This window comes from Streptomyces daqingensis, from assembly GCF_014645895.1.
Taxonomy (GTDB): domain Bacteria; phylum Actinomycetota; class Actinomycetes; order Streptomycetales; family Streptomycetaceae; genus Streptomyces; species Streptomyces daqingensis.
Genome location: NZ_BMMP01000011.1, coordinates 228,278 through 253,904 on the forward strand (window position 1 = coordinate 228,278; position 25,627 = coordinate 253,904).

Here is a 25,627-nt window from a genome sequence, read left to right on the forward strand (position 1 = left end):
AGGAGAGATCTTTGCACGCCGCCCGGCCCCCGCCGCAACTGCCGTCACAAAGTGTTCACTTCTCCTTTCGCTCTCGCGCGGGAACGCTGCGGGACCTCCGTTTCCGAGGGGCTATGCCGTTCAACTCGCTTACAGCGGACGGGAGTTGCGACGCAGGCGGAGGATGGCGCCGTCTGAACGGGTGAGCGGGACTTGTGCAGGTGGGCTCCGGCGCGACCCGGTCCCCTCGCGCGTGCGGCCGCGTCGCTGTACTCCTCGATCGGCGTGCTGTCAGGTGCCCGTACGGACCGGCGCCGGCATCCCGGACGGGCGGCCCCGGCCTCCGCCCGTCCGGACAGCTCCGTGCGAGGGCCGGGGCCGGAGGCCGTCCAGCCGGGGTGATGTGGAGTCACGTCGCGGGCGGCACCGGCAGCGGCCGCTTCTCGATCGCGGCCGCCATCACCTCGGGGAAGTGGTCCGGGGTGCAGGCGAAGGCCGGGGCACCCAGCTCCGCGAGCGCGGTCGCGTGCCCGCGGTCGTAAGCGGGCGCGCCCTCGTCGGACAGCGCGAGCAGGCTGACGAACTGCACGCCCGCGCCCTTCATCTGGGCCACGCGCTTCAGCATCTCGTCGCGTATGCCGCCCTCGTACAGATCGCTGATGAGCACGACGATCGTCTCCGCGGGACGCGAGATCTGGGTCTGGCAGTACGCCAGGGCCCGGTTGATGTCCGTGCCGCCACCCAGCTGCGTACCGAACAGGACGTCGACCGGATCGTCGAGATCGTCCGTCAGGTCCACGACGTTGGTGTCGAAGACCACCAGCCGCGTCCGCAGCGAGCGCATCGAGGCGAGCACCGCGCCGAAGACGGACGCGTAGACGACGGACGCCGCCATCGAGCCCGACTGGTCGATGCAGAGGATGACGTCCTTCTTCACCGACTGCGAGGCGCGGCCGAACCCTATGAGGCGCTCGGGCACGACTGTCCGGTACTCCGGCAGATAGTTCTTGAGGTTGGCGCGGACCGTGCGGTCCCAGTCGATGTCCCGGTGGCGCGGACGCGTGACCTTCGCCGAGCGGTCGAGCGCGCCGGTGAGCGTCGACCGGGTGCGGGTGGCGAGCTTCTTCTCCAGCTCGGCGACCACCTTGCGCACCACGGCGCGGGCCGTCTCCTTGCTCGTCTCCGGCATGGCCCGGTTCAGGGACAGCAGCGTGCCGACGAGGTGGACGTCCGCCTCGACCGCCTCCAGCATCTCCGGTTCGAGCAGCATGGCGGACAGGCCGAGCCGGTCGATGGCGTCCCGCTGCATGACCTGGACGACGGACGAAGGGAAGTACGTCCTGATGTCCCCCAGCCAGCGCGCCACCTGCGGCGCCGACCCGCCGAGACCGCCGGACCGCTCACCCCGTCCCCGGCCGCGGCCGGCCGGGGTGCCGTAGAGCGCCTGGAGCGTGCGGTCCATGGCCGAGTCGGAGCCTTCGAGGGAGCAGCCCGTGCCGTCCGAGCCGTTCGCGTCGCCCAGGACGAGGCGCCAGCGGCGCAACCGCTCCTCCGCCGTGGAGCTCCCTCCGGGGCTCGTGTCCTCGGTCGTTTCCACAGCCGTGTCCTCGATCGTGTCTCCGGCCGTTTCCCCAGTCGTGTCCTCGGCCGTTTCCCCAGCCGTGCGGGTCTGCTCTCGTGTCGGGGTCCGGTTCATACGGCCGCCTCCTCACGCTCGGTGTGCGGCACACGGTCCGCCGGTGCGCCTTCGGTTCCGGTCCCGGGCCCGCCCTCGCCGCCCGTCTCCGCCTGGGGAAGCCCGCCCGGCAGCAGCAGCCGCAGCGTCGGCAGCACGGCGTCCGCGCGGGACACGTCCAGACCGGGGCCGAACCCGGACAGGCCCGCCGCCGTTCCGCCGGCTCCCTCACCTGTGCCGGTGTCCGCACGGGGCGCGTCCGGCAAGGTCCCCCGCCGGACGAGTTCGCCCACCGTCCGCCGCACACCCGGCTCGTACTCCGCGAACGTCCTGCGCAGCAGCGGCAGTACGTCCGTGAACGCCTCCGCCGGCACCTGGGCCAGCCAGCGGTCGACCAGGGCGAGCAGGCGCTCGTCGTGCACGAGCAGCATGCCGCCGCCCGCGAGGAAGCCCTCGATCCACGCCGCCGCATCGGCCGGAGCGGTGCCCGGAGAGAGCGCGAGGCCCATCAGCCTCGCCGCCTCCTCCTCCGCCAGCCGGCCGTCGTCCAGCAGCAGCCGGGCGCACCGGCCGCGGATCACGCCCGGTATCCGGTCACGGACGGCGAGCCGGTGAAGTACGGCGCGCCAGCGAGAATGCACCCCCGTCGCACTCTCGCCGCGCGCCTGTCCGAGAAGGGCCATCGACTGGTGCACCTCGTCGACATGGCCCCGCATCCGCGCCGCGCCGTCCGCGTCCAGACCCGCGCACGCCGGCGGAAGGCCCACGCACACGCGTTCCGCCAGCCCTTCGGCGACCCCCGCCAGCGCCTCCGCATCCGTACCGCGGACGTCGCCGTACCGCACCGAGCGCACCAGCGCGGGCAGCGCCTGCGCGAGGTGCCCGACGTCGGCGTCCAGCGCGGCCCGGTCGGCCAGGACCCGCATGACCACCGGCAGCGCGTCCGGCAGTTCCGCGAGGAGGCAGCGCTCGGCGAGCGCCGTGACATCGGCGAGGGCGGCCGCGTCGGCGGCCCGGGAGACGGCCTTCGCCGTCGCCGCGCCCAGGACCGTCGTGCCCCACACCCCGGCCTCCGCGATCTGCACCGACAGCTCCGGCTCCCAGCGCAGCCGCCAGCTCTCGCGGAACGTGCCGGTGCTCCCCGTACGGGACGCCGAGGGCAGGCCCCAGTCGACGCCGAGGAGACGCAGCCTGTGCAGCAGGCGGCTGCGCGCGGAGTCGGTCTCCTTGCGCAGGTCGAGCTCCAACTCCCGTTCCGCCGCCTCCGGTTTGAGCCTCAGCGAGCGCTGCAGGCGTGCGAGGTCCCGCTGGAGCGGCACGGCCGGGGCGCCCTCCGGCACCTCGCCCAGCACGTCCCCGATGACCAGCCGGTCCCGGACCAGGGCGAGCGGTACGTCCGACCCCTCGCACATCACGGCCTGAACGGCGTCGAGCGTCTCGCTCAGCCCCGCCAAGGGCCGGCCGCGCATCACGGCCAGCGACTCCGCCAGGCGGACGGCCTCTATGACGTGCGCCGAGGAGACCCCGTAGTCCTCCTCGCGCAGCAGCCTCGCCACCTTCGTCATCCAGCGCGCGACGGGGCGGTCCGGGGCGGAGAAGAGATGGCCGTACCAGCCGGGGGAGGCGATGCCCGCCCCGTACCCGCTGCGCCGCGCCAGGCGGCGGTGCGTCCAGGGAACCCAGGTGATCTCGGTCTTCACCTTCGGCAGGCCCTTGAGAAGCTGCCTGTCGTCGGAGACCTTCGCCTTCACGGTCAGCGCGGGGACGTGCCAGGCACCGCACACCACGGCGACGGAACCGGCACCGAACTCCCGGCACGCCTCGCGCAGTCGCAGCCGCATGTGCGCCTCGCGCACCCGGTCACGCCAGACCTCGCCGCCCGGCCCTCCCCCCGCACCGCTCTCGCCCCCGGCGTCACCGCTTCCCCCGGAGCCGCCCTCACCGCCGTCGCTCTCGTGCTCGCGGAGTACCGCCATGGCTTCGCCGAGGACCGCGAACGGCGCCTCGGGGCCGTCCGCGGAGACACCGCCCCCGCGGTGCTCCACCACGTCCTCCCACCAGCGCTCCGCGTCGTCGTATCCCGCGGCGTCGGCGAGCGCCGCCAGAGGGTCGATACGCAGGGCCGCGGCTGACTCCTGCGCGGGCCCTCCGTCCGGTTCGGAGTCCGGTGCCGCGCCGGGTGGGAGGCCGGTCGCGCCGTCCGGGGCCTCGCCACGCCCGTCAGCACCGTCGTGGTCCTCCGGGGCCTCTGGACCGCCGCCGTCCGCTCCCCGGCCGAGCGCCAGCGAATGCGCCGCCGGGAGGTCGATGAAGCGCACCAGAACACCCCGGCTCAGCGCCCAGCGGATCGCCACCCACTCCGGCGAGAACTCGGCGAGCGGCCAGAACCCGGCCCGTCCCGGATCGTCCAGCACGTGCGCGAGCAGGGCGACCGGGGGCCGCATCTCCTCGTCGCCCGCCAGCTCGACGATGCCGTCCGCCTCCGGCGGCCCTTCGACGAGCAGCACCGCCGGCTGCCGCGCCTCCAGCGCCGCCCGCACCGCGCGGGCGGAGCCCGGCCCGTGGTGCCGGACGCCCAGCAGAAGCGGCTGCGCGCCGCGATCTCCGGCTCCCGCCCCCGCGGGCGCCCCCGTACGCCGGGAGGCCGTCGTCACGCCGAGACCTCCCGGCATGCCCGGTAGAAGTCCTTCCAGCCGTCGCGCTCACGCACCACAGCTTCGAGGTACTCCTGCCAGACGACGCCGTCGGTCGACGGGTCGCGGACGACCGCGCCCAGCACGCCCGCCGCCACGTCGCCCGCGCTGAGCACGCCGTCCCCGAAGTGCGCGGCGAGCGCCATGCCGCCCGTCACGACGGAGATCGCCTCCGCCGTGGAGAGCGTCCCCGACGGGGACTTGAGCTTCGTACGGCCGTCCGCGGTCACCCCGTCGCGCAGCTCGCGGAAGACCGTCACCACGCGGCGTATCTCCGCGGCGCCCTCCGGAGCCGGCGGGAGATCGAGGGACCGGCCGATCTGGTCGACGCGGCGGGAGACGATGTCGACCTCGGCCTCGGCGGACTCCGGCAGCGGCAGCACCACCGTGTTGAAGCGGCGGCGGAGCGCGCTCGACAGCTCGTTGACGCCGCGGTCGCGGTCGTTGGCCGTCGCGATCAGGTTGAAGCCGCGGACCGCCTGCACCTCCTCGCCGAGCTCCGGCACGGGCAGCGTCTTCTCGGAGAGGATCGTGATGAGGCTGTCCTGCACGTCGGCCGGGATACGCGTCAGCTCCTCCACCCGCGCCGTCATGCCCTCCGACATGGCCCGCATGAGCGGACTGGGCACCAGCGCCTCGCGGCTAGGCCCGTTGGCCAGCAGCTGCGCGTAGTTCCAGCCGTAGCGCACCGCTTCCTCGGCCGTGCCCGCGGTGCCCTGCACCAGCAGCGTCGAGTCGCCGCTGACCGCTGCCGCGAGGTGCTCCGACACCCATGTCTTCGCCGTGCCGGGAACGCCGAGGAGCAGCAGCGCCCGGTCCGTCGCCAGCGTGCTGACGGCGACCTCCACGATGCGGCGCGGCCCCACGTACTTCGGCGTGATGACCGTGCCGCCGGGCAGCTCGCCGCCGAGCAGGTACAGCGAGACCGCCCAGGGCGAGAGCCGCCAGCGCTCCGGGCGCGGCCTGTCGTCCGCTGCCGCAAGGGCCTGAAGCTCTTCCGCGAACGCCTCTTCGGCATGCGGACGCAGTGCCTGCTTTCCGGCACGGGTATCCGTCACGAGTCCCCCTTCGCACATGGCGGGTCGATGTGCGTCACAGCCTGCACCGAACCACTGACAATCGCGGCCACAACGCCTCTGACCTGCACTGACTCGGAGTCCGAGAGTCGGCGGCCGGGGATTGTCAGTGCCTGCTCCTACCGTTTCGGTCATGACTGAGGTGGGGGCCCGCTGGACGGCGGAACAAGTGATGGAGCTCGCTCCTGACGCGGCGTCGGGCAGAGCCGGCAACAAGCTCGCCGGGGCCGGCCGCTGGCCGGAGTCGGGATCGGGGGGCGGCGCCGTCTGGGGCCTGTGCAAAGGCAGCGGCAGCAAGCCGTACCAGACGGTCGTGGACCTCCGCACCGAGGGCGAGCCGGGGTTCAAGTGCAGCTGCCCGAGCCGCAAGTTCCCGTGCAAGCACGCGCTGGGGCTGCTGCTCCTGTGGGCGGGCGGCCAGTCCGGCGAGGACGGGCAGGAAGCGCCCGATTGGGCGGGCAAGTGGCTCGAAGGGCGGAGTGCGCGGGCCGCGCGCAAGGCCGGAGGCGGCCGGGGCGCGCCGCAGGACGGTGAACGCGCCGCGGCGGACGGCACCGGCGCGGCCGCCGGAGGCCCGAGCGATCCGGAGGCCGCGCGGCGCCGGTCCGAGCGCCGCGTCGCCCGCATCGCCGCGGGCGCCACGGAGCTGGAGGAGCGCCTCGCGGACCTTCTGCGCGGCGGCCTCGCGGAGGCGGACAGGCGCGGGCGTGCGGTGTGGGAGGAGACGGCGGCACGGATGGTGGACGCCCAGGCGCCCGGCCTCGCCGCGCGCACGCGGGAACTCGGCGCCCTGCCCGCGTCGGGCGGTGGCGTCCGGCCCGAGGACCCCGGCGGGGGCTGGCCGGGAAGGCTGCTCTCCGAGTGCGCCCTGCTCCATCTGCTGAACAGGGGTTTCCTCGCTCTCGAGAGCCTGCCCGAACCGCTGGCCGCGACGGTGCGTACCCGGGTGGGCCTGACCGTCGACACCGCCGAACTGCTGGCGGACGAGAAGGCCCGCGTCAGGGACGAGTGGCTGGTGCTCTCCCAACGGGACACGGACGAGGGGCGTCTGACCGCCCGTCGCACGTGGTTGTCCGGCCGTTCCACGGGGCGTCCCGCCCTGCTGCTGTCCTTCGCGCCGTCGGGCCGCCGCCACGAGACCTCACTGCGGGTCGGCACGTCGGTGGACGCGGAGCTGGCCTACCACCCCGGGGCGCGTCCGCTGCGCGCCACTCTCGGCGAGCGGTTCGGCACCGCGTCCCCGCACGGCGCGGCGTGCGCGCCGGCGGGCGGCACGGTGACGGACGCGCTGGCCGGTTACAGCGCGGCACTGTGCGACGACCCGTGGCTGGACGCGTGGCCGTCGGTGCTGACGGACGTGGTCCCGATACCGGACGAGAACGGCAGCGTCGTCCAACTGGCCGACGCCGCAAGAGAGTTCGCGCTTCCGGTGGCTCCGGGCACGTCGGCCGCGGCGCTGTGGCGGCTGACGGCGGTCTCGGGCGGCCGCCCGGTCACGGTCTTCGGGGAGTGCGGTCACCGGGGCTTCGCCCCCTACACCGTCTGGGGCGGCGGCGAGGCCGGAGAGGCCGTCGAGGCGGTGCCGCTGTGACACACCGGTTCCGCAGTCCCGCTTCCGCACAGCCAGACCCGGCTCCGACGAACACCCCGGCGAAGGGGAGGGCATGACCACCACCGCACAGCAAGCGCAGCGCTCCGCGGGAGAAGTGCAGGAAGCGGAGATCCCCGCCTCGGGACGGAACTCCGCCCGCCCGCACGGCCCGGCGTGGAAGGAGCTCGTCGCCGCCGCGCTTCTCGGCACCGAACGCCGCACCCCGCCAGGGGGAGGAGGAGCCACCGAACTGCTGGACGCCGCGGCCGTCGAGACGGTACGCCGCCGAGCCGGGCTGCGGCCCGCCCGCGCCGGTTCGCGCCGCCCGCCCGCCCCGCTGGACACCCGGCCGCCCCTTCCTCCCGCCGCGTCCCGGCGCCTGGCGTCGCTGCTCGCCGCCCGCCCGGAGAGCAACGGCTCCGGCAGCGCCCGGCGCCGCGGACCGGACCCGGACCTGGCCGAGCTCCTCCCCCAGTGGCTGGCCCTCGCCTACGAGCAGGGGTACCGCGCTCCGGCCGCGCAGCTCCCCGCGCTGCTCGACGCGGCACGCTCCCGCACAGACCTGCGGACGAGGACGCTGGAGTTCGCCGGTCCCCGTGCCCTCTGGCTTGCCGAGACGAACCCGGACTGGAGGTTCGCGCTGCGCCACGGCGTGCGGACGGGCACGGCGGGCACGTCCGGGGCGGAGACCGGCGGTGAGGCGGCTGCCTCCCAGGAGACCGAGGAGACTCGACAGCTCTGGGAGGAGGGGCTGTTCGCCGAGCGCGTCGCCCTGCTCGCCTCGATACGCCGCCGCGACGCCGCGTCCGGGCTCGCCCTGCTGCAGTCCACGTGGTCCCAGGAGCGTGCCGAGGACCGGCTGATGTTCCTCGACTCCCTGCGCGAGGGCCTGTGCCCGTCGGACGAGGAGTTCCTGGAGCGAGCCCTCGGAGACCGCAGCCGCACGGTGCGGGCGACGGCGGCCGAACTGCTCAGCGGCCTCCCCGAGTCGGCGCTGGCGGTGCGGATGGCGGCGCGCGCCCGTACCTGCGTGGCGCTCGACCCGCTCTCGGACGCCCCCCGGGCGGTGGTCGAGGCCCCGCACGAGTGCGATGCGGACATGCAGCGGGACGGCGTGGTTCTGAAGCCGCCCGCCGGGCGGGGCGAGCGCGCCTGGTGGCTCGGCCAGCTCGTCGAGTCCGCGCCGCTGTCGACGTGGCACGCGCAGTTCGGCGGGCGTTCCGCCGCCGAGATCGTCGCGCTGCCCGTGGCCGACGGCTGGCGCCAGGACCTGCACGCCGCCTGGTGCCGGGCCGCGGTGCGTCAGCGGAACGTGGAGTGGGCGCGGGCGTTGGCGGGTTCGCCCGGCACACGGCTCACCGAGGGCCACAGTGATCCGGCCGGGCTCCTCCTGGTCCTCCCCGAGGCCGAAAGGGCGGAGTGGGCAGCGCGTTTCATCGAGGCCCACGGGCTCACGGAGGCGTTCCGCGTGCTGGAAGTGTGCGCGGTGCCGTGGACGGAGCAACTGGGACGCGCCGTCGTCGACGCCCTGGAGATCGCCCGCGACCAAGGGACGTACCCGTGGCGGTTCAGCGGCGCGATGGGGCTGGCCGAGCGCTGCCTTCCCCCGTCGGACGCCGCACGGCTGGAACCGCTGGCGGCCGTCCCGGACGAGCCGGAGGGCGGTTCACCGGGGGCGGGCGCCTACTGGGCGGAAGCGTTCATGCGGCTTGTCGCGACGCTCAAGCTCCGTGCGGTGATGCAGGCGGAGCTGCGCGGGGAGGCCGCCTGGCCGCAGGAGTGAACGCGGAACGCCCCCTGCCGCGTGGATACGCAGGGGGCGCCGCACGGCAGACGCGGGCGGTGCCGCGGGAAGCCGCAGGATCGCGTGCCCTTCGCCAAGATCGCATGGCACCGCAGGAAAGTGCGGCACCGCGGGAACGCCGGCCGTCCGTGCGCCGGCGGGCCAGGCAGAGCAGTGTCGCGCGGAGACCTTCAGGCGGCGAGACGTTGCACGTTCCCCTGGATCCACTCGACGACCTCGCGCGTCGTGGCACCGGGAGTGAAGATCTCCGCGACGCCGTTCTCCTTCAGCGGGGCGATGTCGTCCTCGGGGATGATGCCGCCGCCGAAGACCTTGATGTCCTCGGCGTCACGGTCGCGCAGGAGCTCCAGGACCTTGGCGAAGAGGGTGTTGTGCGCCCCGGAGAGGATGGAGAGGCCGATCGCGTCGGCGTCCTCCTGGATCGCGGTGTCGACGATCTGCTCGGGGGTCTGGTGGAGGCCGGTGTAGACGACCTCCATCCCCGCGTCGCGCAGCGCTCGCGCGATGACCTTGGCCCCGCGGTCGTGCCCGTCGAGACCAGGCTTGGCGATCACGACGCGGATCGGACCTGATACACCCATCACTGCCTCCATCTCGAGGGCCTTCCGGCCTCCGGCACTCTCACCGCTTCTCCACGCGCGTCCGTCCGCCGGCGCCTCTCGGCTTGCGAGCCACATCGGACGCCGCCGGGACATGCCTTCCGGCCTGCCGGAGTGAACGAACGTTATCGACAGCATCTCTCACGGGGCCGCCCCCGGAGAGCAAAGCGAGGGAGAAATCACACCGGGCACGGGCCCAGCCCCGCCAGTACCGTCGCGTCCGGCCCACGGTTCGGCAGCCCGCCGCCATCACATCCGCCGCGGGCCCTCCGGCCCCGCGGGGTTCACCGCTCACGCGGCCGCCCCACCGACGCCCTTCGGCCGCTCCCGCGCCGCGCGTCCCTTTGCCGAGCGTCCTGTGCCACACCTCTCCTCGTCGCGCGCGCCCGCGACGCGCCACCTGTGCCGCACCGCGCACATCCGGCCACCTTGCTTTCGCATCGCGATTCGCTCGGGCTCGCCCTACGGGGGCCCGCCGCCCCAACCAAGCTCCTTTTCCGCCGCTTTGTTATATGGAGACGCCATTAGGTCCCGTATCACGAGCTCTTGGCGCATCGGCGTACGTACGGCCCGAGTTGGGGACCGTCCCGCGTTCCCCGGAACCGGTTCGACGACACCCTCGACTCGCCTTACCCGCGGTACGAACTGCTCGAACAGCTCTCGAACGCAAGACCAAATACCCGTACGTAGAGCGGCGAAAGGAGGCCGAATGCCCGTTTCTCCCGGCCCTGAAACCTGTTGAAGATTGTCGAGCTCGCATACCGCCGGGTACAGTCACCGAGCTGTTCCGCCCTTGTTGTCGAGGCGAAAGTGAAGTTGGTGGTGAACGACCGTCACCCGTCGGGAAGCTCCCTCCCGGCTGATACCTCCTCCGACTTCTCGTACGGGGCCCACGACGGCTACTACGAGCAGGCGGTCTTCGACATCCACGCGCAGCAGCACGGCACTTCGCAGGGCCACCCGGGCGCGTACGACGGTTACAGCGCCGTCGCCCAGGGCGGCTCGGCCGCCTCCTTCGGCGACGGCGACCCGCTCTTCGGCTCGATGCCCGGCACCGACACGGGTGCGGCCGACGCCGGTTACGCGACCGGCTCCCACGACGTCGCCTACGCGGGCCAGGGCACCGGCGCCTACGACGTCGGCGGCTACGACAACGGCGCGGCCTGGGGCCAGTACGGACAGGCCTCCGGCCAGTGGGACTCCACGCAGTGGAACGCGGGCACCGGCCAATGGGACGCGACGCAATGGGAAGGCCAGTGGAACTCCCAGGCCGAGACCGGCAGTTGGGACACCGGCCAGCAGGAGGCGCAGGCGGCCGAGCACGCCGGCCAGTACGCCGAAGCGGCCTACGACGGTTACGCGTACGGGTACGACGCCACGGCCCAGGGCCTCGCTCACCAGGACCAGCACGACTCCTACGACAGTCTCGAACCCGAGGCCGCTGCGGCCTACGGCACCTACGAACAGCAGCCGTCGCAGGGCGAGTTCTTCGCGACCGACGGCGAGCCGGACGCCACGGCGGCCTTCCCCGCCTTCGACAGCTTCCACAGCGTCGACGCGGTGCCGGACGCCCCCGCGGGCCAGGTCTACGACGAGAACCAGGCATACGACGGACACGGCACCGGATGGGGCCACGGCGCCCCCGGCCCCGACGGCCGTGAACACCCCGGCACGGGCCCCGACTTCACGCCCGGGACATCCGCCGCCTCCGAGGCCACGACGATCGGTCCCCCTCCCCACCTGCGGAGCCGCCGGCGCGCTGCGGCGAGGCCACGGCGCTCCGCGATGCTCACCGTCGCCGTCCCGTCGGTCGCCGTGATGGGCGTGGCCGGAATCGCCGCGGCCTCCGTCGCGGGCAACAGCCCGGACGACTCCACGACCACCCAGGCTTCCGCACCGGACTCGGCCGTCCAGCCCGCCAACAGCAAGCTCGACACCCAGCTGGCCGGACTCTCCGCCGACGCGGACGACTTCGCCGACCGGGCGAGCCGCACCCAGGAGCGCATCGACCTCAAGGAGCGGCAGGAGGCGGAGCGTGAGCGCAAGGCCCGGGAGGCCGCGCGCAAGGAGGCGCTGCGCCCGAAGTTCGCCCTGCCGGTCAAGGAGAACGGCCTGAGCGCGCAGTACGGTCAGGCGGGCCTCAACTGGATGTCCGTGCACACGGGCATCGACTTCCCCGTCAGCGAAGGCACTCCCGTGATGGCCGCCACCGACGGCACCGTCACGACCAAGTACGACGTGTCCTTCGGCAACATGGCGGTCGTGACCGCTCCCGACGGCACCGAGACGTGGTACTGCCACCTCAGCAGCACCAAGATCCGCTCCGGTGAGGTCAAGGCGGGAGACACCATCGGCTACTCGGGCAGCTCCGGCAACTCGACGGGCCCGCACCTGCACTTCGAGGTGCACCCCGGCGGCGGCGCGGCGATAGACCCGCTTCCGTGGCTGCGCTCCAAGGGCCTCGACCCGAGCTGATCCTCCCGGCCGTCACAACACCGGCCGCTACGCCCGGGCTGCCCTCAACTCCCCGGCGGCCCACCGGTCTTCGTCCCCGGCGCAGACCGCCGCGTGCCGCAGCACGGGCGCACGCGACGCGCGTGCGCCCGCTCCCCCACCGGGCCGGGCTCGCCGCCCGGCCCCTTCACGTCCCGCCGCTACAGCTTCTGCACCGGCGCGTACCGCAGCAGCAGCCGCTTCGGTTTCTCGCCGCCGAAGTCGATCGTCGCCTCGGAGTTGTCGCCGCTTCCCTTGACGGCCAGGACCCTTCCGAGGCCGAAGCTGTCGTGCGTCACCCGGTCCCCGACCGACAGGCTGACCACCGGACGGTCCGACGTACGGCGCGTGGCGAAGCCGCTCGGACCGCCTCGGCCGGCGGACCTCGACGCCGTCGACGACAGCGACGCGCCCGCCCCGAAGCCCGTACCGATCCCCCCGCGGCCCCCGCCGGACCCGGCGGAGGCACCCGTGCGCCTCCAGTCCACGTACTGGTCCGGGATCTCCTCCAGGAAGCGGGACGGCGGGTTGTACGACGGCTGGCCCCACGCGCTGCGCAGCACCGACCGCGTCAGGTAGAGGCGCCTGCGGGCGCGCGTGATGCCCACGTACGCCAGACGCCGCTCCTCCTCCAGCTCCTTCGTCTGGCCCAGGGCGCGCATGTGCGGGAAGACGCCGTCCTCCATGCCCGTGAGGAAGACGACGGGAAACTCGAGTCCCTTGGCGGTGTGGAGGGTCATCAGCGTGATGACGCCGTTCTCCTCGCCGTCCTGCTCGTCGGGGATCTGGTCGGAGTCCGCCACGAGCGCGACCTGCTCCAGGAAGTCGGCGAGCGTGCCCGGCTCGTCCTCGCCGCGCTCCTGCTCGAACTCCAGGGCGACGGCGGCCAGTTCCTGGAGGTTCTCGATCCGCGTCTCGTCCTGGGGGTCGTTGGACGACTGGAGTTCGGCGAGGTAGCCGGTCTGCTCCAGCACCGCCTCCAGGACGGTGGCGGGGCCCGCTCCCGATTCGACGACCGTGCGCAGCTCCTCCATCAAAACGTTGAACCTGCGCACGGCGTTCGCCGAGCGGGCGGCCATTCCGTACGCCTCGTCCACCCGTGCGAGCGCCTGCGGGAAGGTGATCTTCTCGCGCAGGGCGAGCGCCTCGATCATCGCTTCCGCCCTGTCGCCGATGCCGCGCTTGGGCACGTTGAGGATCCGGCGCAGCGGCACCGCGTCCTCGGGGTTGGCCAGCACCCGCAGGTAGGCCAGTACGTCCCGGACCTCGCGCCGTTCGTAGAAGCGCACCCCGCCGACGACCTTGTAGGGCAGGCCGACGCGGATGAAGACCTCCTCGAAGACACGGGACTGCGCGTTGGTGCGGTAGAAGACCGCGACGTCCCCCGCTTTCGCCTCGCCCGCGTCCGTGAGGCGGTCGATCTCGTCGGCGACGAACTGCGCCTCGTCGTGCTCGGTGTCGGAGACGTAGCCGGTGATCCGCTCGCCCGCACCGGAGTCCGTCCACAGGTTCTTGGGGCGGCGGTTCTCGTTCCGCTCGATGACCGCGTTGGCGGCGCTGAGGATCGTCTGCGTGGACCGGTAGTTCTGCTCCAGCAGGATCGTCGTCGCGTCCGGGTAGTCCTCCTCGAACTGGAGGATGTTGCGGATCGTTGCCCCGCGGAAGGCGTAGATGGACTGGTCCGCGTCCCCGACGACGCACAGTTCGGCACGCTCGGGGGCCGGGCCCTCCGCCTCGTGTTCCTCCCCGGCGCCCTCCCCGCCGCGCGCCGTTCCGGCCTCGGCGGGGCCCGTGCCGACGAGTTCGCGCACCAGCGTGTACTGCGCGTGGTTGGTGTCCTGGTACTCGTCCACCAGCACGTGCCGGAAGCGGCGCCGGTAGTGGTCGGCGACGTCGGGGAACGCCTGCAGCAGGTGGACGGTCGTCATGATGATGTCGTCGAAGTCCAGGGCGTTGGCCTCGCGCAGCCGCGCCTGGTACATCGTGTACGCCTCGGCGAGCGTCCTCTCGTACGCCGCCCCAGCGCCTGCGGCCTGGGTGGTGCCCCCGGAGGCCTGCGCCGCGAAGTCCTCCTCGTCGATGAGCTCGTTCTTGAGGTTGGAGACCTTCGCGCTGAAGGCCTTCGGCGGATACCGCTTCGGGTCCAGCTCCAGGTCCCGGCAGACGAGCGCCATCAGGCGCTTGGAGTCGGCCGCGTCGTAGATCGAGAACGACGAGGTGAAGCCGAGCTTCTTGCTCTCCCTGCGCAGGATGCGCACGCACGCGCTGTGGAACGTCGAGACCCACATCGACTGGGCCCTGGGGCCCACGAGCTCCTCGACGCGCTCCTTCATCTCGCCCGCGGCCTTGTTGGTGAAGGTGATGGCGAGGATCTGGCCCGGGTGGACACCGCGGGCGGCCAGCAGATACGCGATGCGATGAGTCAGCACGCGGGTCTTGCCGGAGCCGGCGCCGGCGACGATCAGCAGCGGCGAGCCGCTGTGCACCACGGCGTCGCGCTGCGAGGGGTTCATCTCCTCCAGCAGCGCGTCGGCGTCCACGACGGTGCGGCGGGAGCCGCCCCGGTGGTACGAGCCGCCGCCCGCACCGTGGCCTCCCCGGCCCTCGAAGGTGCCCGCGAAGAGGTGGTGCGGGATCTCGCCGCCGTGGTCGTCCCCCTCCTCGTCGGGGGGCGGTGGCAGGGGCTCCTCGCCCTGCCCGGCAGGGGGCCCGTCCTGTGCGCGCACCGGGGCGAGGCTGTTCAGGAAGCTGTCGTCGAAGAGGCTGCTCATCGTCGGACGAGTCTAGGCCGTCCCGCTGACAGGGCGGCCGGGGTCCGTCCGGGCCGGGGCCCTGCGCCGGCCCGCGCGGCGGACTCCCGGACCAGGCCCCTTTCCGTCCGCCCGCATTGAATAACGAACAGATATCGGACGTATCACCGTTCGGCCTTCACAGCGGTCCCACAACTCCGCTACCGTGCCGTGCCGGACGGCTCGCACCGCTCGCCGGCGAAAGCGCCGGCACGGGCCGTCCCCGCCGAGTCCGGCCGGCTTCACGCCGGAGCCGGGGACCCACCGCGTAGGCGCAGGGCCGCGTACGCACCAGGGGTGAATCGGGACGTACGCGCCGCCGGAAAGCGGGCGCACACCCCGTAGGGCAGCCTTCCGAACGCCCGAACCCGTCAGCTAACCCGGTAGGCGGCACACGGAAGGAGTTGCCGGCCTTGGCGTCCCATCGCAAGCCGCGCACACGGATACGTCACTCCGCCGCGACGAAGCGCGGAGCGCTCGGCGTCACCACCGCCGCGCTCGCCGCCGTCTCGCTCCTCACCCAGAGCGCGCAGGCGGCCCCGGACGACGGCAAACCGTCGCTCTCGGAAGTCAAGGAGAAAGTCGACAAGCTCTACCAGCAGGCGGAGAGCTCGACGCAGAAGTACAACGCGGCCAAGGAGAGGACGGACGCCCAGCGGGCCAAGGCGGACAAGTCCCTCGACGAGGCCGCCGAGCGGACCGCGGAGCTGAACGAGGCGCGGCGCACGCTCGGCAACTACGCCACCGCGCAGTATCGTTCCGGCGGCATGTCCGAGACGGCGACGCTGCTCCTCACCGAGGACCCTCAGCAGTTCTTCCAGCAGTCCCACGTCCTGGACCGGATGTCGGGCCGCCAGAAGGAAGCGGTCTCCGACTTCGAGAAGCAGCAGAGGGCGGCGGACCGCGAACGCAAGGCCGCCACGAAGGAACTCTCCTCGCTCACTTCCGCGCAGAAGGAGCTGAAGAAGAACAAGCAGGAGGTCCAGGCGAAGCTCGCCGAGGCCCGCGAACTGCTGTCGGAGCTGACCGCCGAGCAGAAGGCCCGGATGGCCGCGGCGGAGAAGAAGAAGCAGGAGGCCGCCCGCAAGGCCGCCGAACGCGCGGAGGCGGAGCGCGAGAAGGGCTCCGGCGGCAGCCCGGGGTCGAACGCCTCCCAGGCGGAGAAGGTCATCGGCTTCGCGAAGAAGCAGCTGGGCAAGCCGTACGTCTGGGGAGCGACCGGGCCGAGTTCGTTCGACTGCTCGGGACTGACCGTGGGGGCCTGGAAGGCCGCGGGCGTCTCGCTGCCCCGTACGACCTGGGACCAGGTCGAGGTGGGCACCAAGGTCTCCAAGTCCCAGATGAAGCCCGGGGACTTGATCTTCTTCTACGACGACATCAGCCACGTGGGCATCTACGTGGGCAACGGCCAGATGATCCACGCTCCGAAGCCCGGCGCCGAGGTGCGGTACGAGTCGATCGACACGATGCCGTTCCACTCGGCCAACCGCCCCGGCTGAAGCGGAACCGGGGCGCCGGAGCCGGGGCAGGACCGGCTGGCGGCAGACTGAAGTGGCGCGCGGCGGGCGCGTGTCGAGCGCCCGCCGCGCACCGCAGCACGTTCAGCCGGCCGCGGTCCTGGCCCGTGCGGCCGGCCCCGCCTCAGGCGCACGACGCCTCCGGTCCGGCGCCTCATGTCCACAGCACCGCGATGAAGATGTTCGCCGTCGTCAGGGCGCCCACCGTGCCGAACAGCGGGGTGGCGACCTTCTCCTCGTCCCGTTTGACGTAGACCAGCCCGAGGATCACGACGAGCAGCGCCAGCTTCACACCGATCTTGACGTGGTCGACCGGATCGTCCGCCGCCTGGTTGAGGCCGACCAGCGCCATACCGGTCACCAGCATGGTGAACGCTCCGTGCAGCATCCCGGGGACGAAGCGCGCCCCGCCCGTGCGCATCGCCTTCATCTGGAAGAAGAAGCCGCCCAGCAGCGCGGCGATGCCGATGATGTGCAGCCCGACGAAGACGTTGATGAGTATGCCCATGCCGGGAGCGTAGCCAAGTTCCCCGCCCGGCAGACGTGCGGCCCGGAATCCCCGCCGCCTCGCCGTCCGGAGGACCAACTCCACTGTTGCGCCGTGGAGTTGGGCACGGGGTGGAGGGCTGGTCCCCGTCTTCGCCTTCCCCTGTATTCGTCCGGGCGTGGGACGAGGCCCGCGGATCACGTACGGAGTCCGGGCCGAGCCGGTGGAATTCGACGGCGGACCTCATGATCATTTACGTTCTCCCCGCACACGGAGTCCCTCCGCGGCAAAGCCGGCCGGGCCGCCGCCGCGGCCAGGCCGCTTCCCCGCGCCTTCTCCCTCGGCAACTCCCCTCCCGCGTACCGGGATCCGGGAGATCGGCCAACCCCCCGGTGGCCATCCTGTGCCGGGCGGGGGGAGATGCCGTGAGGGCTCCGGACGGCCCGGCGTCCACACCTGCGGCGACCTCACACGGACGGGCTACGAAGCCTCCCCTGCCGCGTGAACAAGCCCCGCCGTAGGGCACAATGCGCCTTTCACGAACGGTGTTTGAGAGGCGGGGTGCACAGTGGCCGTGGACACGGCACGGGACGGCACGACAGGCAGCGGCAGCACGAGCGGTGAGACCGTCTCCATGCGCAAGTCCACGTCCGCCGAGGCTCCCTCCGGCAAGCACTCCACCCGCTGCACGTGCGGCGACTGCCCGCACGGTGCGCGCGAGGGCCACCGGCACGCGCTCTCCGGCTTCCGGCAGCGGCGCGACGAACTCGCCGCCGGCGAAGGGCTTCCCGCCGCGCTCGCCCACTCCCCCGGCGCCTCACGCCAGTGGGTCTCCGACGAGTTGACGCGCGCCGCCCGTACGGTCGCCGAACGCAGTCGCGAAGAGGGCGCCGTACGTCTGGCCGCACTGTGGCGCCACACCGTCGTCGCCGTGTGGGGGGCCGTACTGGCCCTGCTGCTCGGGCAGTTGCTCACCGCGATCGCCGTGGGCTGGTCCGCGGCGCGTACGGCCTCGCTCGTCGCCGCGTTCGTCTGCGCCGGGCTGCTCTCCGGCGCCGCCTACCTGCACCGGGCACGCGGCGGGGCGCTCGCGCCGCTCATCGGCGAGGACAACCGTCTCTCCACCTCGCGGACGGTCGCAGCCGCCTGGATCTTCTTCGCCGTGTACGACGTCCTCGTGCTCGCGCTCGAACTCGCGGGGCGCTCCGGGCAGGCCGAGCGCCGGGAGCTGCTGGCAGGCCTCGAACTCTCCCAGGGTGCCGGGCTGCTGACCGTGCTGGCGCTGAGCTGTGCCATAGCTGTATTCGTCCGCCGGACCGTCGCCGTGCGCGTCCAGCACCAGCGGCTGCAGAAGGTGCGCGCCGACCGCCCCCGCGCCTCGGACCTGCTGACCGACGACGCGGGCCGCGGCTCGTTCTGCGACGTGCAGTTCGTGCTCATCAGCGGCGTCGCGGTGATCTTCGCGGCGGTACGGCTGGCGCGTCAGCCCGACCAGCTGCCGGACCTGCCCTGGAGCCTGGCCGTTCTCGTCGTGGTCTCCGCCGCCACCTACCTCGCGGGCAAGTACGCCGAGGGCGGCCGTCCCGTGGTGCTTTCGGTGGTGCGGGCCCGCGAGATCGGCGACCTGCACGCCCCAATCCGCACCGGCGACGACATCGAGATCCGCGGAGCCGGCTTCGTGCCCCCGGGCTCGGACGAGCCCGACCGGCTGGCCCGGATGGTGGTCCGCGTGGGCGCCGTCCACGTCCCGGTGCCGCTCATCCCGGTCGGCGGCGGGTTCGCCAACCCCACCGACTCGACTCTGACCGTCCCGGTCCCCGTGGAGGTCGAGCCCGGGAAGGTCGAGGTCCAGGTCGTCACCGCCGCCGGAGTCGAGACCAACCGCTACCCCATCGACGTCGCCGACTGACGCGCTCCCGCGTAGGGGACCGGAACAACCGGCTGCGCGTAGGGGACCGGAGCTGCGGGCCGGTTGGTCCGCTCTGTCGCGAATCACCGGGCCCGGAACCGCGTCCGGAACCCCGGTTGTGCTCCTGACCGTGCATAACGGGTGTGCGAGAGACCTCGGCCGCGTAGCGTGTCCACTCCTGCCCGGCCGAACAGGCTTGCGGCAGAGGCAGTGGAGTAGCTGCGAGAGCGGCAGCACCTGACGGAGGCGGGGACGCGAGATGGCTCTGACGGACAGCACACCCGGCAGCCACGACGTTGCGGTCAGCGGACCGCCCGGCAGCCTGAGGGCCAGAGCGTCGAAGTACGCGCTGCTCCCCCTCCGCCTCTTCCTCGCCGGCACCTTCATCTACGCCGGACTGGACAAGATCCTCGACCCGGCCTTCCTCGCCTCCAGCGGCCCCGGTTCGATGGCGGAGACCCTCGAGTCCGCACGCTCGTCCGCAGCGATCCCCGCACTGATCGACCTCGCCCAGAACGACCCCCGCGCCTTCGGCATAGCCATGGCGGCCGGTGAACTCGCCGTGGGCCTCGGCACGCTGGTCGGTCTGTGGACGCGCCTCGCCGCGTTCGGCGGCATGCTGATCTCGCTGAGCCTGTGGCTGACGGTCAGCTGGGCGAGCGACCCGTACTACTTCGGCAACGACCTGCCGTACATGATGGCCTGGACCCCGCTCATCTTCGCCGGGGCACCGCAGTTCTCGCTCGACATGGCGATCTCCCGCAAGCGGCGGCGCAGGGGCAGGCACATCTTCGGATAGCGGGGCGGGCGGGTAGCGCCGGGCCTGTAACCGCCCGGCCGAGCCCGCTCGTGCCGGATCAGCCGGTGCCGCCGCCTCCGCTCCCCTCTCCGTCCGCGGACCGCGCGTACCCGGCCCGCAGATCATCGACGGGCATCGCGCCCAGCGCCCGGCCGTCCGCAGGCTCCTCTCCCAACTCCAGCGGCGACCGGGCGCGCTTCCTGCGCAGGTGACGTCGGACGGCGAACGTCGTCCACGCCGTGAACGCCGCGAGCGTCAGTGCGACGGGCATCGCCGCCAGCCGGGCCCACAGGGGCGCCTCCCACTCGCCGACGGCGTCCAGTCCGAACATCGCGGCACCCGCGATCAGCAGAAGTCCCAGCAGCAGTCGGGCGGGTTCGAAGCGGTGCCGGTTCACCGGGCCTCCTCGGCAGCCGGCTGCGGGGCTCTCCCGCCGCGCTCCGTGAACGCCTCTCCGTCGGCGGGTCCTCCGGAGGGCAGCGCACGCACGATCTCCAGCCGACCCGCCTCCGTCTCCACCGACAGCTCCAGCGTGCCCGCGGGTCTGCCGCGGCCCTCCGGCGTGAGCTCCACCCGCTGCTGCCTGTCGAAGCCGCTGAGCCCGCGAACCACGCTGCCCCCGCCGGGGTCGCTCTCGCTGTACTCGCGGACCTCCCCGACACCGATCCGGGCATCCAGCGCGACGGTCACGTCCTCCGGAACGACCACCTTCAGGGTTCCGACGCCGAGCCGCGCGCTCGTCTCCACGGCCTTCCGGCCCTCACCGAACCGCACGCCGCGCAGGTCGAGTTCGCCCATGCCCGCGTCCAGGCGGTACGCGTTCCTGACGTCCGCTGCGGACGCGGGGGTCCACACGACGTTGCGCCAGTCCGTGCCGATGCTCTTCGGGATCAGGGAAGCCCCCGTCAGCAGCACGGCCGTGACGACCACCATGAAGACGGTGCCGAAGCCGACCCGTCCCGCGAAGGCGCTGCCCACCAGCCCCAGCCCGTAGACGGCGAGAGCGCAGGCGAGCCCGACGGTCAGGCTGGTGCCGAGCGGGCGCGATTCCCAGCCCGCGAAGGTGCCGACCGCTCCGGCAGCGGAAGCCAGCATCGCGATCAGGCCGCCGAGCGGCCGCCCGCGGCGCTCGCCCCGCCACCGCACCGCCGCGCCCTTCAGCCCCCGGGGAGGACCGGGCGCCCCCTCGTCGGCCGGGCCCCACAGATAGCCGGAGTCCCCTGAGCCGTCCTTCGTCAGCGGCTCCCGCCACCACGACGGCGTGCCCGGCACGGGCGGCGCCTGCGCTTCGGGGGGAGCGTCGGCGACGGCGTGCGCCGTCGCCGGGTCGACCGGCGCGCCGACGGCCTCTGCGGCCTCCACCTCACGGCGGTGCTTCGACCAGTGCGCGGCGCCGAAGACCGCTCCGACGATGAGCAGCGAGAAGGGGGTGCTGCTGCTGCCGAGCGAGGCGAGGAAGAGCCCGCACCCGACGAGCGCGACGAGGATGGCGGAGAGCGTCGTCCCCTCCACACGCCCCGACAGCAGCCAGCGGGCCTCGTTCTGCTGCTCGCCCTCGGCGGGGATGAGCAGCCAGGCGAAGCCGTAGAAGATCAGGCCCAGCCCGCCGACGACGGAGAGGACGGCCAGCGGAACGCGGAAGACGACGGGGTCCAGGTCGAAGTAGCGGCCCAGCCCCGCGCACACGCCCCCGGCCACCTTGGGGCGCCTGCTCCGGGTGAGCCTGCGCTCGGGGTGCCCCGGAGGCTCGGGCTGCCGCGTCCCGGACCCCGCATCCGCACCCTGCGGCGGCGGCTGCCGCCGGGACTGCTGGTGTGGCTGCTGCTCAGGCTGCGACGAAGCGTGCTCGTCCTCGGTCATGCGCCCCATGGTGGCCTGTGCTCCGGCCCGGCACATCGGGGCCCGTCCCCCACGGGTCCCTGATTTCCGGCGGCATACGGGCTGGACGCGGGGGCACGGCGCGGCGCGGCCCGACCTGAGCGGGACGGCCCGCCGCGGGACGACCTGAGCGAGACGGCCCGACCCGGGCCGCGAAGCCACAGGGTCGGATCAGGGAACAACCCTGATGACCCCCGCCCCTACCCCGTGTGACGATCGGGGCATGACCCCCGCCTCGTCGACTGCGAGCGCAGCCCACGCGCCCGGCGGCAGACCCCCGCCCGCCGAGGACCAGGCCTCACCGCCCCCGCTCCGCAAGCTGTACCGCAGCTCCGAGGGCCGCATGCTCGGCGGCGTCGCTCGCGGACTCGCCGGCCACCTGGGGCTCCCGGTCTCGTGGGTGCGCGTCGTCTTCCTCGCGCTGTCCGTGACGCACGGGCTCGGCCTGCTGCTCTACGCGGGCTTCTGGTTCATCGTGCCGCTCGGCACGGGCGGCGTCGACGCCGAGCGCCGGGCCGCCGCGGACGCCGCGTCCCGGGCGGAGCGCGCACGGGGCCGGTCCCGGCTGCGCGTCCGCAAGCCCGACAAGGGTCAACTGCTCGCCGTAATGGTGCTGTTGGTGTGCCTGGCCGTGCTGGCGGACAACCTGCAGTTCGGCCGGATCAACACCTACGTGTGGCCGATCCTGCTGATCGGCCTCGGCGTCGTCCTGGTCTGGCGTCAGGCGGACGACGCACGCCGAGCCCACTGGGCCGCGGTCAGCCGCCGCCGGGGGCTCCTCCCGCTGGCGCGCAGCGCCGCCGGTGTCGTGCTCGTGGCCGCCGGGGTGAGCGGCATCGTCCTCGTCCAGGGTTCGGCCCGCCACCTCGGCCCCGTGCTGCAGGCCGCCCTGGCCGTCCTCGTGGGAGTGGCGCTGCTCGCGGGGCCGTATCTCGTACGGATGATGCAGGACCTCTCCGAGGAGCGCCTCATGCGCATCCGCGCGCAGGAGCGGGCCGAAGTGGCCGCGCACGTCCACGACTCCGTGCTGCACACCCTCACCCTCATCCAGCGCAACGCCGACGACGCCCGCGAAGTCGCCCGCCTCGCCCGCGCCCAGGAGCGCGAGCTGCGCAACTGGCTCTACCGGCCGCAGGGCGACGGCAAGGACGAGGGCGACAGGCCGAAGACCCTGGCCGAGGCCGTCAAGGCGGCGGCCGCCGAGGTGGAGGACCACCACGGCGTCCCCATCGAGGTCGTCTGCGTCGGCGACTGCCCCCTCGACGAGAAGCTGGAGGCCCAACTGCAGGCCGCACGCGAGGCGATGGTCAACGCCGCCAAGTACGGTGGAGGCCCCGCCCATGCCGCGGGCCAGGGGGGAGAGGGAGGGGCCGTTCAGGTCTTCGCGGAGGTGGAGGGCCGTACTGTCTTCGTGTCCGTACGTGACCGGGGCCCCGGCTTCGACCTCGATGCGGTGCCCGCCGACCGCATGGGCGTACGCGAGTCGGTCATCGGGCGCATGCAGCGGCACGGCGGTACGGCCCGGGTCCGCTCGTCGCCGGGCGAGGGGACAGAGGTGGAGCTCGAGATGGAGAGGGCGGCGGAATCGTGACCGACGAGAGCGCAGGAACGCAGGACGGCCAGAGCTCCCAGGGAGCACCGGAGGGCGGTCCGGGACGCGAGGTCAGGGTCGTCCTCGTCGACGACCACCGCATGTTCCGCGCGGGAGTGCAGGCCGAGATCGGCCGCACGGAGACCACCGGTGTCCACGTCGTCGGCGAGGCCGGCGACGTCGATCAGGCCGTCACCGTCATCACCGCCACGCGTCCCGACGTCGTCCTGCTGGACGTCCACCTGCCGGGCGGGGGCGGCGTCGAGGTGCTGCGGCGCTGCTCGTCGCTGATGACGGGCGGCGAGTCCGCCGTGCGCTTCCTCGCCCTGTCCGTCTCCGACGCCGCCGAGGACGTCATCGGCGTCATCCGTGGGGGCGCCCGCGGCTACGTGACGAAGACGATCACCGGCGCCGACCTCGTGGACGCCGTTTTCCGCGTCTCCGAGGGCGACGCGGTCTTCTCGCCACGCCTGGCGGGCTTCGTGCTGGACGCCTTCGCGTCCACCGACGCCCCGCCCGTCGACGAGGACCTGGACCGCCTCACCCAGCGCGAACGCGAGGTGCTGCGCCTGATCGCGCGCGGATACGCCTACAAGGAAGTCGCCAAGCAGCTCTACATCTCGGTGAAGACCGTCGAGTCGCACGTCTCCGCGGTGCTGCGCAAGCTGCAGCTCTCGAACCGCCACGAGCTCACCCGCTGGGCGGCGGCCCGCCGGCTGGTGTGACGTCCGGGGCGCGCCTCGCGCCGCCGGGGAGCCGCACCGGTACGCGGTCCTTTCGCTTCTGTGACGTCCGCGCCGGCGGCCCGCCACCGGCGCCCCGCCGCGCCTACCATCACGGGCATGCCCGGACCTCAGTGGAAGCACGTCACTCGCGACACCGCACTCGTCGCCGCCGCACCGCTGGTGCTGGCGGCCTTCGGGCTCTGGCATCCGGGCGGGCTGCGGCCCCACAACGCCGCGCTCTGGGCCGAGCTGCACATCTGGCTGCTTCCCGTGTGGCCGCTGCTGGCGCTGGGCCTGGTCGTACCGCTGTGGGGGCGGCCTCAGCGCGGGGCCGCCGGAGCCGCCACGGTCGCGGCGTGGATCGCCGGCTTCGGGTTCGCGGTCTTCTACACGGGGCTCGACGCCGTGGCGGGCATCGCGGCGGGCGTCGCGGAGCAGCACGGAGGCGCCGACCGGCGGGAGGTCGTCAACCCGCTCTTCCACACCGGGGACGCTCTCGGGCAGGCCGGCGTGTGGTGCCTGGCGGCGGGAGTGGCCGCGGCGTCCGTCGCACTGTTCGTGCGGTACGGGCCGCGCGTACTGCCCGGGACGGCGCTGCTGCTCGTGTGCTGCTGGTCGTTCTTCGACAGCCACATCTTCCATCCGCGCGGCGTCGTGACGATGCTGGGCTTCGCGCTGGGCTTCGCCCTCTGGGTGTGGGCGGCGGCGGGCCGTGCGGCGCGGGGCGCCGGCGAGCCGGGGAGCACGCCCCGCGCGTGACAGAGGCCGGGCGGGCGAGCGCCACGGCGGCCCCGACGAGCGGCAGAGCCGCCGGCCTCGCGGCCGGGCTCCCGGCCGGATCGGGTCTCGCCGGACGGGCCGGGCGTCCGCCGCAGAGCTACCGTGGAAGAGGGGTTCATGCCTGATTGCCGCTTCTGTGGCGGCAGAAGTTCAGGGAGGCCACCGTGGTGGACGTCATAGTCGGCGTGATCGTGGCAGTGGCTGTGGTGGGCGCGTTGCTGCTCATGTCCGCGGCCCGCGTGGTCCGCCAGTACGAGCGGGGGCTGATCTTCCGGCTGGGGCGGTTGCGGCCCGGGATCAAGGAACCCGGATTCACGATGATCGTTCCCGGCGTGGACCGGATGCAGAAGGTCAACCTCCAGGTCGTCACGCTGCCCGTGCCCGCGCAGGAGGGCATCACCAGGGACAACGTGACCGTGCGGGTCGACGCGGTGGTCTATTTCAAGGTCGTGCACCCCGCCGACGCGATCATCCGCGTCGAGGACTACCGGTTCGCCGTCTCGCAGATGGCGCAGACGTCGCTCCGCTCGATCATCGGCAAGAGCGAGCTCGACGACCTGCTCTCCAACCGCGAGAAGCTCAACCAGGGGCTCGAGCTGATGATCGACAGCCCGGCGGTGGAGTGGGGTGTCACCGTCGACCGCGTCGAGATCAAGGACGTGTCGCTGCCCGAGACGATGAAGCGCTCGATGGCCCGCCAGGCGGAGGCGCAGCGCGACCGCAGGGCGCGGGTCATCAACGCGGACGCCGAGCTGGAGGCGTCCAAGAAGCTCGCGCAGGCCGCCGAGCAGATGTCGGAGACTCCGTCGGCGTTGCAGCTGCGGCTGCTGCAGACCGTCGCGTCCGTCGCCACGGAGAAGAACTCCACTCTCGTACTGCCCTTCCCCGTCGAACTGCTGCGGTTCCTCGAGACACCGCACGACGGAGCGGCGGCACACGACGGCGACGGCGGGCCCAAGGGCCCCTCGCGGGAGACGCCGCGGCAGCCCGTCCCGGAGGTGACCCTCCCGCCCGAGGCGGCAGTGCCGGAGGGTCCCGCGCCCGGAGCGATCTCGCCGGACGACGTCGGGGCGAGCGGCGACGGGACGGACGACTTCGCGGCGCCCGCCCCGGAGGAGGAGGATCTGGCCAGGCGCCGGTCGAGAAGGTAGCGAGCGCACAGCCGGGAGGCCCAACGGCCCGGGACGTCCGGGCACGGGCCGTCCTCCGGCGGGCGGCCCGAACTCGACGGCGTAGCAGGGG

General features: G+C 73.0%; 18 protein-coding genes and 1 riboswitch. Of the genes, 10 read left to right on the forward strand and 8 right to left on the reverse strand.

What is annotated here, in order from left to right:
- Window positions 1–388 precede the first annotated feature (388 nt).
- Genes IEY56_RS18125 through IEY56_RS18135 form a run of 3 tightly spaced genes read right to left on the reverse strand, consistent with a single transcriptional unit; the run spans window position 389 to window position 5,423 of the window.
- A complete protein-coding gene (locus IEY56_RS18125; protein WP_189038248.1) occupies window positions 389–1,675 on the reverse strand; it encodes a VWA domain-containing protein in 1,287 nt (428 codons plus the stop codon).
- On the reverse strand, window positions 1,672–4,326 hold the full coding sequence (locus IEY56_RS18130) for a DUF5682 family protein (protein ID WP_229711982.1): 2,655 nt from the start codon (window positions 4,324–4,326) through the stop codon (window positions 1,672–1,674). Before IEY56_RS18130 ends, IEY56_RS18125 begins: the two co-directional genes overlap by 4 nt.
- On the reverse strand, window positions 4,305–5,423 hold the full coding sequence (locus tag IEY56_RS18135) for an ATP-binding protein (RefSeq protein WP_189038249.1): 1,119 nt from the start codon (window positions 5,421–5,423) through the stop codon (window positions 4,305–4,307). Before IEY56_RS18135 ends, IEY56_RS18130 begins: the two co-directional genes overlap by 22 nt.
- Before the next feature lie 133 nt (window positions 5,424–5,556).
- Between IEY56_RS18135 and IEY56_RS18140 the strand changes: the two genes are divergently transcribed.
- Window positions 5,557–7,014 carry an SWIM zinc finger family protein gene (locus IEY56_RS18140; protein ID WP_189038250.1) on the forward strand — a complete coding sequence of 486 codons (1,458 nt, stop codon included), beginning with the start codon at window positions 5,557–5,559 and terminating at the stop codon, window positions 7,012–7,014.
- Window positions 7,015–7,087: 73 nt separating this feature from the next.
- Entirely contained in the window at window positions 7,088–8,797 is a 1,710-nt protein-coding gene (locus IEY56_RS18145) for a DUF5691 domain-containing protein (RefSeq protein ID WP_229711984.1), read from the forward strand.
- Between the two features lie 191 nt (window positions 8,798–8,988).
- Here the strand turns inward: IEY56_RS18145 and icmB are convergent, their stop codons facing one another.
- Window positions 8,989–9,399: a coenzyme B12-dependent isobutyryl CoA mutase small subunit gene (icmB, locus tag IEY56_RS18150; RefSeq protein ID WP_045863122.1), complete on the reverse strand. Its 411-nt coding sequence runs from the start codon at window positions 9,397–9,399 to the stop codon at window positions 8,989–8,991.
- A gap of 840 nt (window positions 9,400–10,239) precedes the next feature.
- On the opposite strand from icmB, the gene IEY56_RS18155 reads away from it, so the two are divergent.
- Window positions 10,240–11,892 (forward strand): M23 family metallopeptidase, encoded by a 1,653-nt coding sequence (locus tag IEY56_RS18155; RefSeq protein ID WP_229711997.1) that lies wholly within the window; start codon window positions 10,240–10,242, stop codon window positions 11,890–11,892.
- 179 nt (window positions 11,893–12,071) lie between these two features.
- Here IEY56_RS18155 and pcrA read toward each other — a convergent pair whose 3' ends face one another.
- Window positions 12,072–14,681, reverse strand: a complete 2,610-nt coding sequence (pcrA, locus tag IEY56_RS18160) for a DNA helicase PcrA (RefSeq protein WP_189038251.1) — start codon at window positions 14,679–14,681, stop codon at window positions 12,072–12,074.
- A gap of 232 nt (window positions 14,682–14,913) precedes the next feature.
- A riboswitch (cyclic di-AMP (ydaO/yuaA leader) is annotated at window positions 14,914–15,105 on the forward strand.
- 7 nt (window positions 15,106–15,112) lie between these two features.
- Between pcrA and IEY56_RS18165 the strand changes: the two genes are divergently transcribed.
- Entirely contained in the window at window positions 15,113–16,198 is a 1,086-nt protein-coding gene (locus IEY56_RS18165) for a C40 family peptidase (protein ID WP_189038252.1), read from the forward strand.
- Window positions 16,199–16,370: 172 nt separating this feature from the next.
- On the opposite strand, the gene IEY56_RS18170 is transcribed toward IEY56_RS18165, so the two are convergent.
- Entirely contained in the window at window positions 16,371–16,724 is a 354-nt protein-coding gene (locus tag IEY56_RS18170; RefSeq protein ID WP_189038253.1) for a hypothetical protein, read from the reverse strand.
- Between the two features lie 613 nt (window positions 16,725–17,337).
- Here IEY56_RS18170 and IEY56_RS18175 point away from each other — a divergent pair.
- Both IEY56_RS18175 and IEY56_RS18180 read left to right on the forward strand, forming a co-directional pair.
- Window positions 17,338–18,612 (forward strand): hypothetical protein, encoded by a 1,275-nt coding sequence (locus IEY56_RS18175; protein WP_189038305.1) that lies wholly within the window; start codon window positions 17,338–17,340, stop codon window positions 18,610–18,612.
- A gap of 259 nt (window positions 18,613–18,871) precedes the next feature.
- On the forward strand, window positions 18,872–19,411 hold the full coding sequence (locus IEY56_RS18180) for a DoxX family protein (RefSeq protein WP_189038254.1): 540 nt from the start codon (window positions 18,872–18,874) through the stop codon (window positions 19,409–19,411).
- A 58-nt stretch (window positions 19,412–19,469) separates the two neighbouring features.
- On the opposite strand, the gene IEY56_RS18185 is transcribed toward IEY56_RS18180, so the two are convergent.
- Together IEY56_RS18185 and IEY56_RS18190 are read right to left on the reverse strand one after the other, a co-directional pair.
- The gene (locus IEY56_RS18185) at window positions 19,470–19,808 is read right to left on the reverse strand and encodes a hypothetical protein (protein WP_189038255.1); all 339 of its coding nucleotides are present in this window, start codon (window positions 19,806–19,808) and stop codon (window positions 19,470–19,472) included.
- Entirely contained in the window at window positions 19,805–21,271 is a 1,467-nt protein-coding gene (locus IEY56_RS18190; protein WP_189038256.1) for a PspC domain-containing protein, read from the reverse strand. Before IEY56_RS18190 ends, IEY56_RS18185 begins: the two co-directional genes overlap by 4 nt.
- 241 nt (window positions 21,272–21,512) lie before the next feature.
- On the opposite strand from IEY56_RS18190, the gene IEY56_RS18195 reads away from it, so the two are divergent.
- The 4 genes from IEY56_RS18195 (at window position 21,513) to IEY56_RS18210 (ending at window position 25,536) form a co-directional block, all read left to right on the forward strand.
- Window positions 21,513–22,880: an ATP-binding protein gene (locus IEY56_RS18195; RefSeq protein ID WP_189038257.1), complete on the forward strand. Its 1,368-nt coding sequence runs from the start codon at window positions 21,513–21,515 to the stop codon at window positions 22,878–22,880.
- Window positions 22,877–23,605, forward strand: coding sequence for a LuxR C-terminal-related transcriptional regulator (locus tag IEY56_RS18200; RefSeq protein WP_189038258.1), 729 nt, complete (start codon window positions 22,877–22,879; stop codon window positions 23,603–23,605). The genes IEY56_RS18195 and IEY56_RS18200 overlap by 4 nt, the downstream gene beginning before the upstream one ends.
- Window positions 23,606–23,722: 117 nt before the next feature.
- Entirely contained in the window at window positions 23,723–24,364 is a 642-nt protein-coding gene (locus tag IEY56_RS18205; protein ID WP_189038259.1) for a hypothetical protein, read from the forward strand.
- A 185-nt stretch (window positions 24,365–24,549) separates the two neighbouring features.
- Window positions 24,550–25,536, forward strand: a complete 987-nt coding sequence (locus IEY56_RS18210; RefSeq protein WP_189038260.1) for a slipin family protein — start codon at window positions 24,550–24,552, stop codon at window positions 25,534–25,536.
- Window positions 25,537–25,627: the final 91 nt, after the last annotated feature.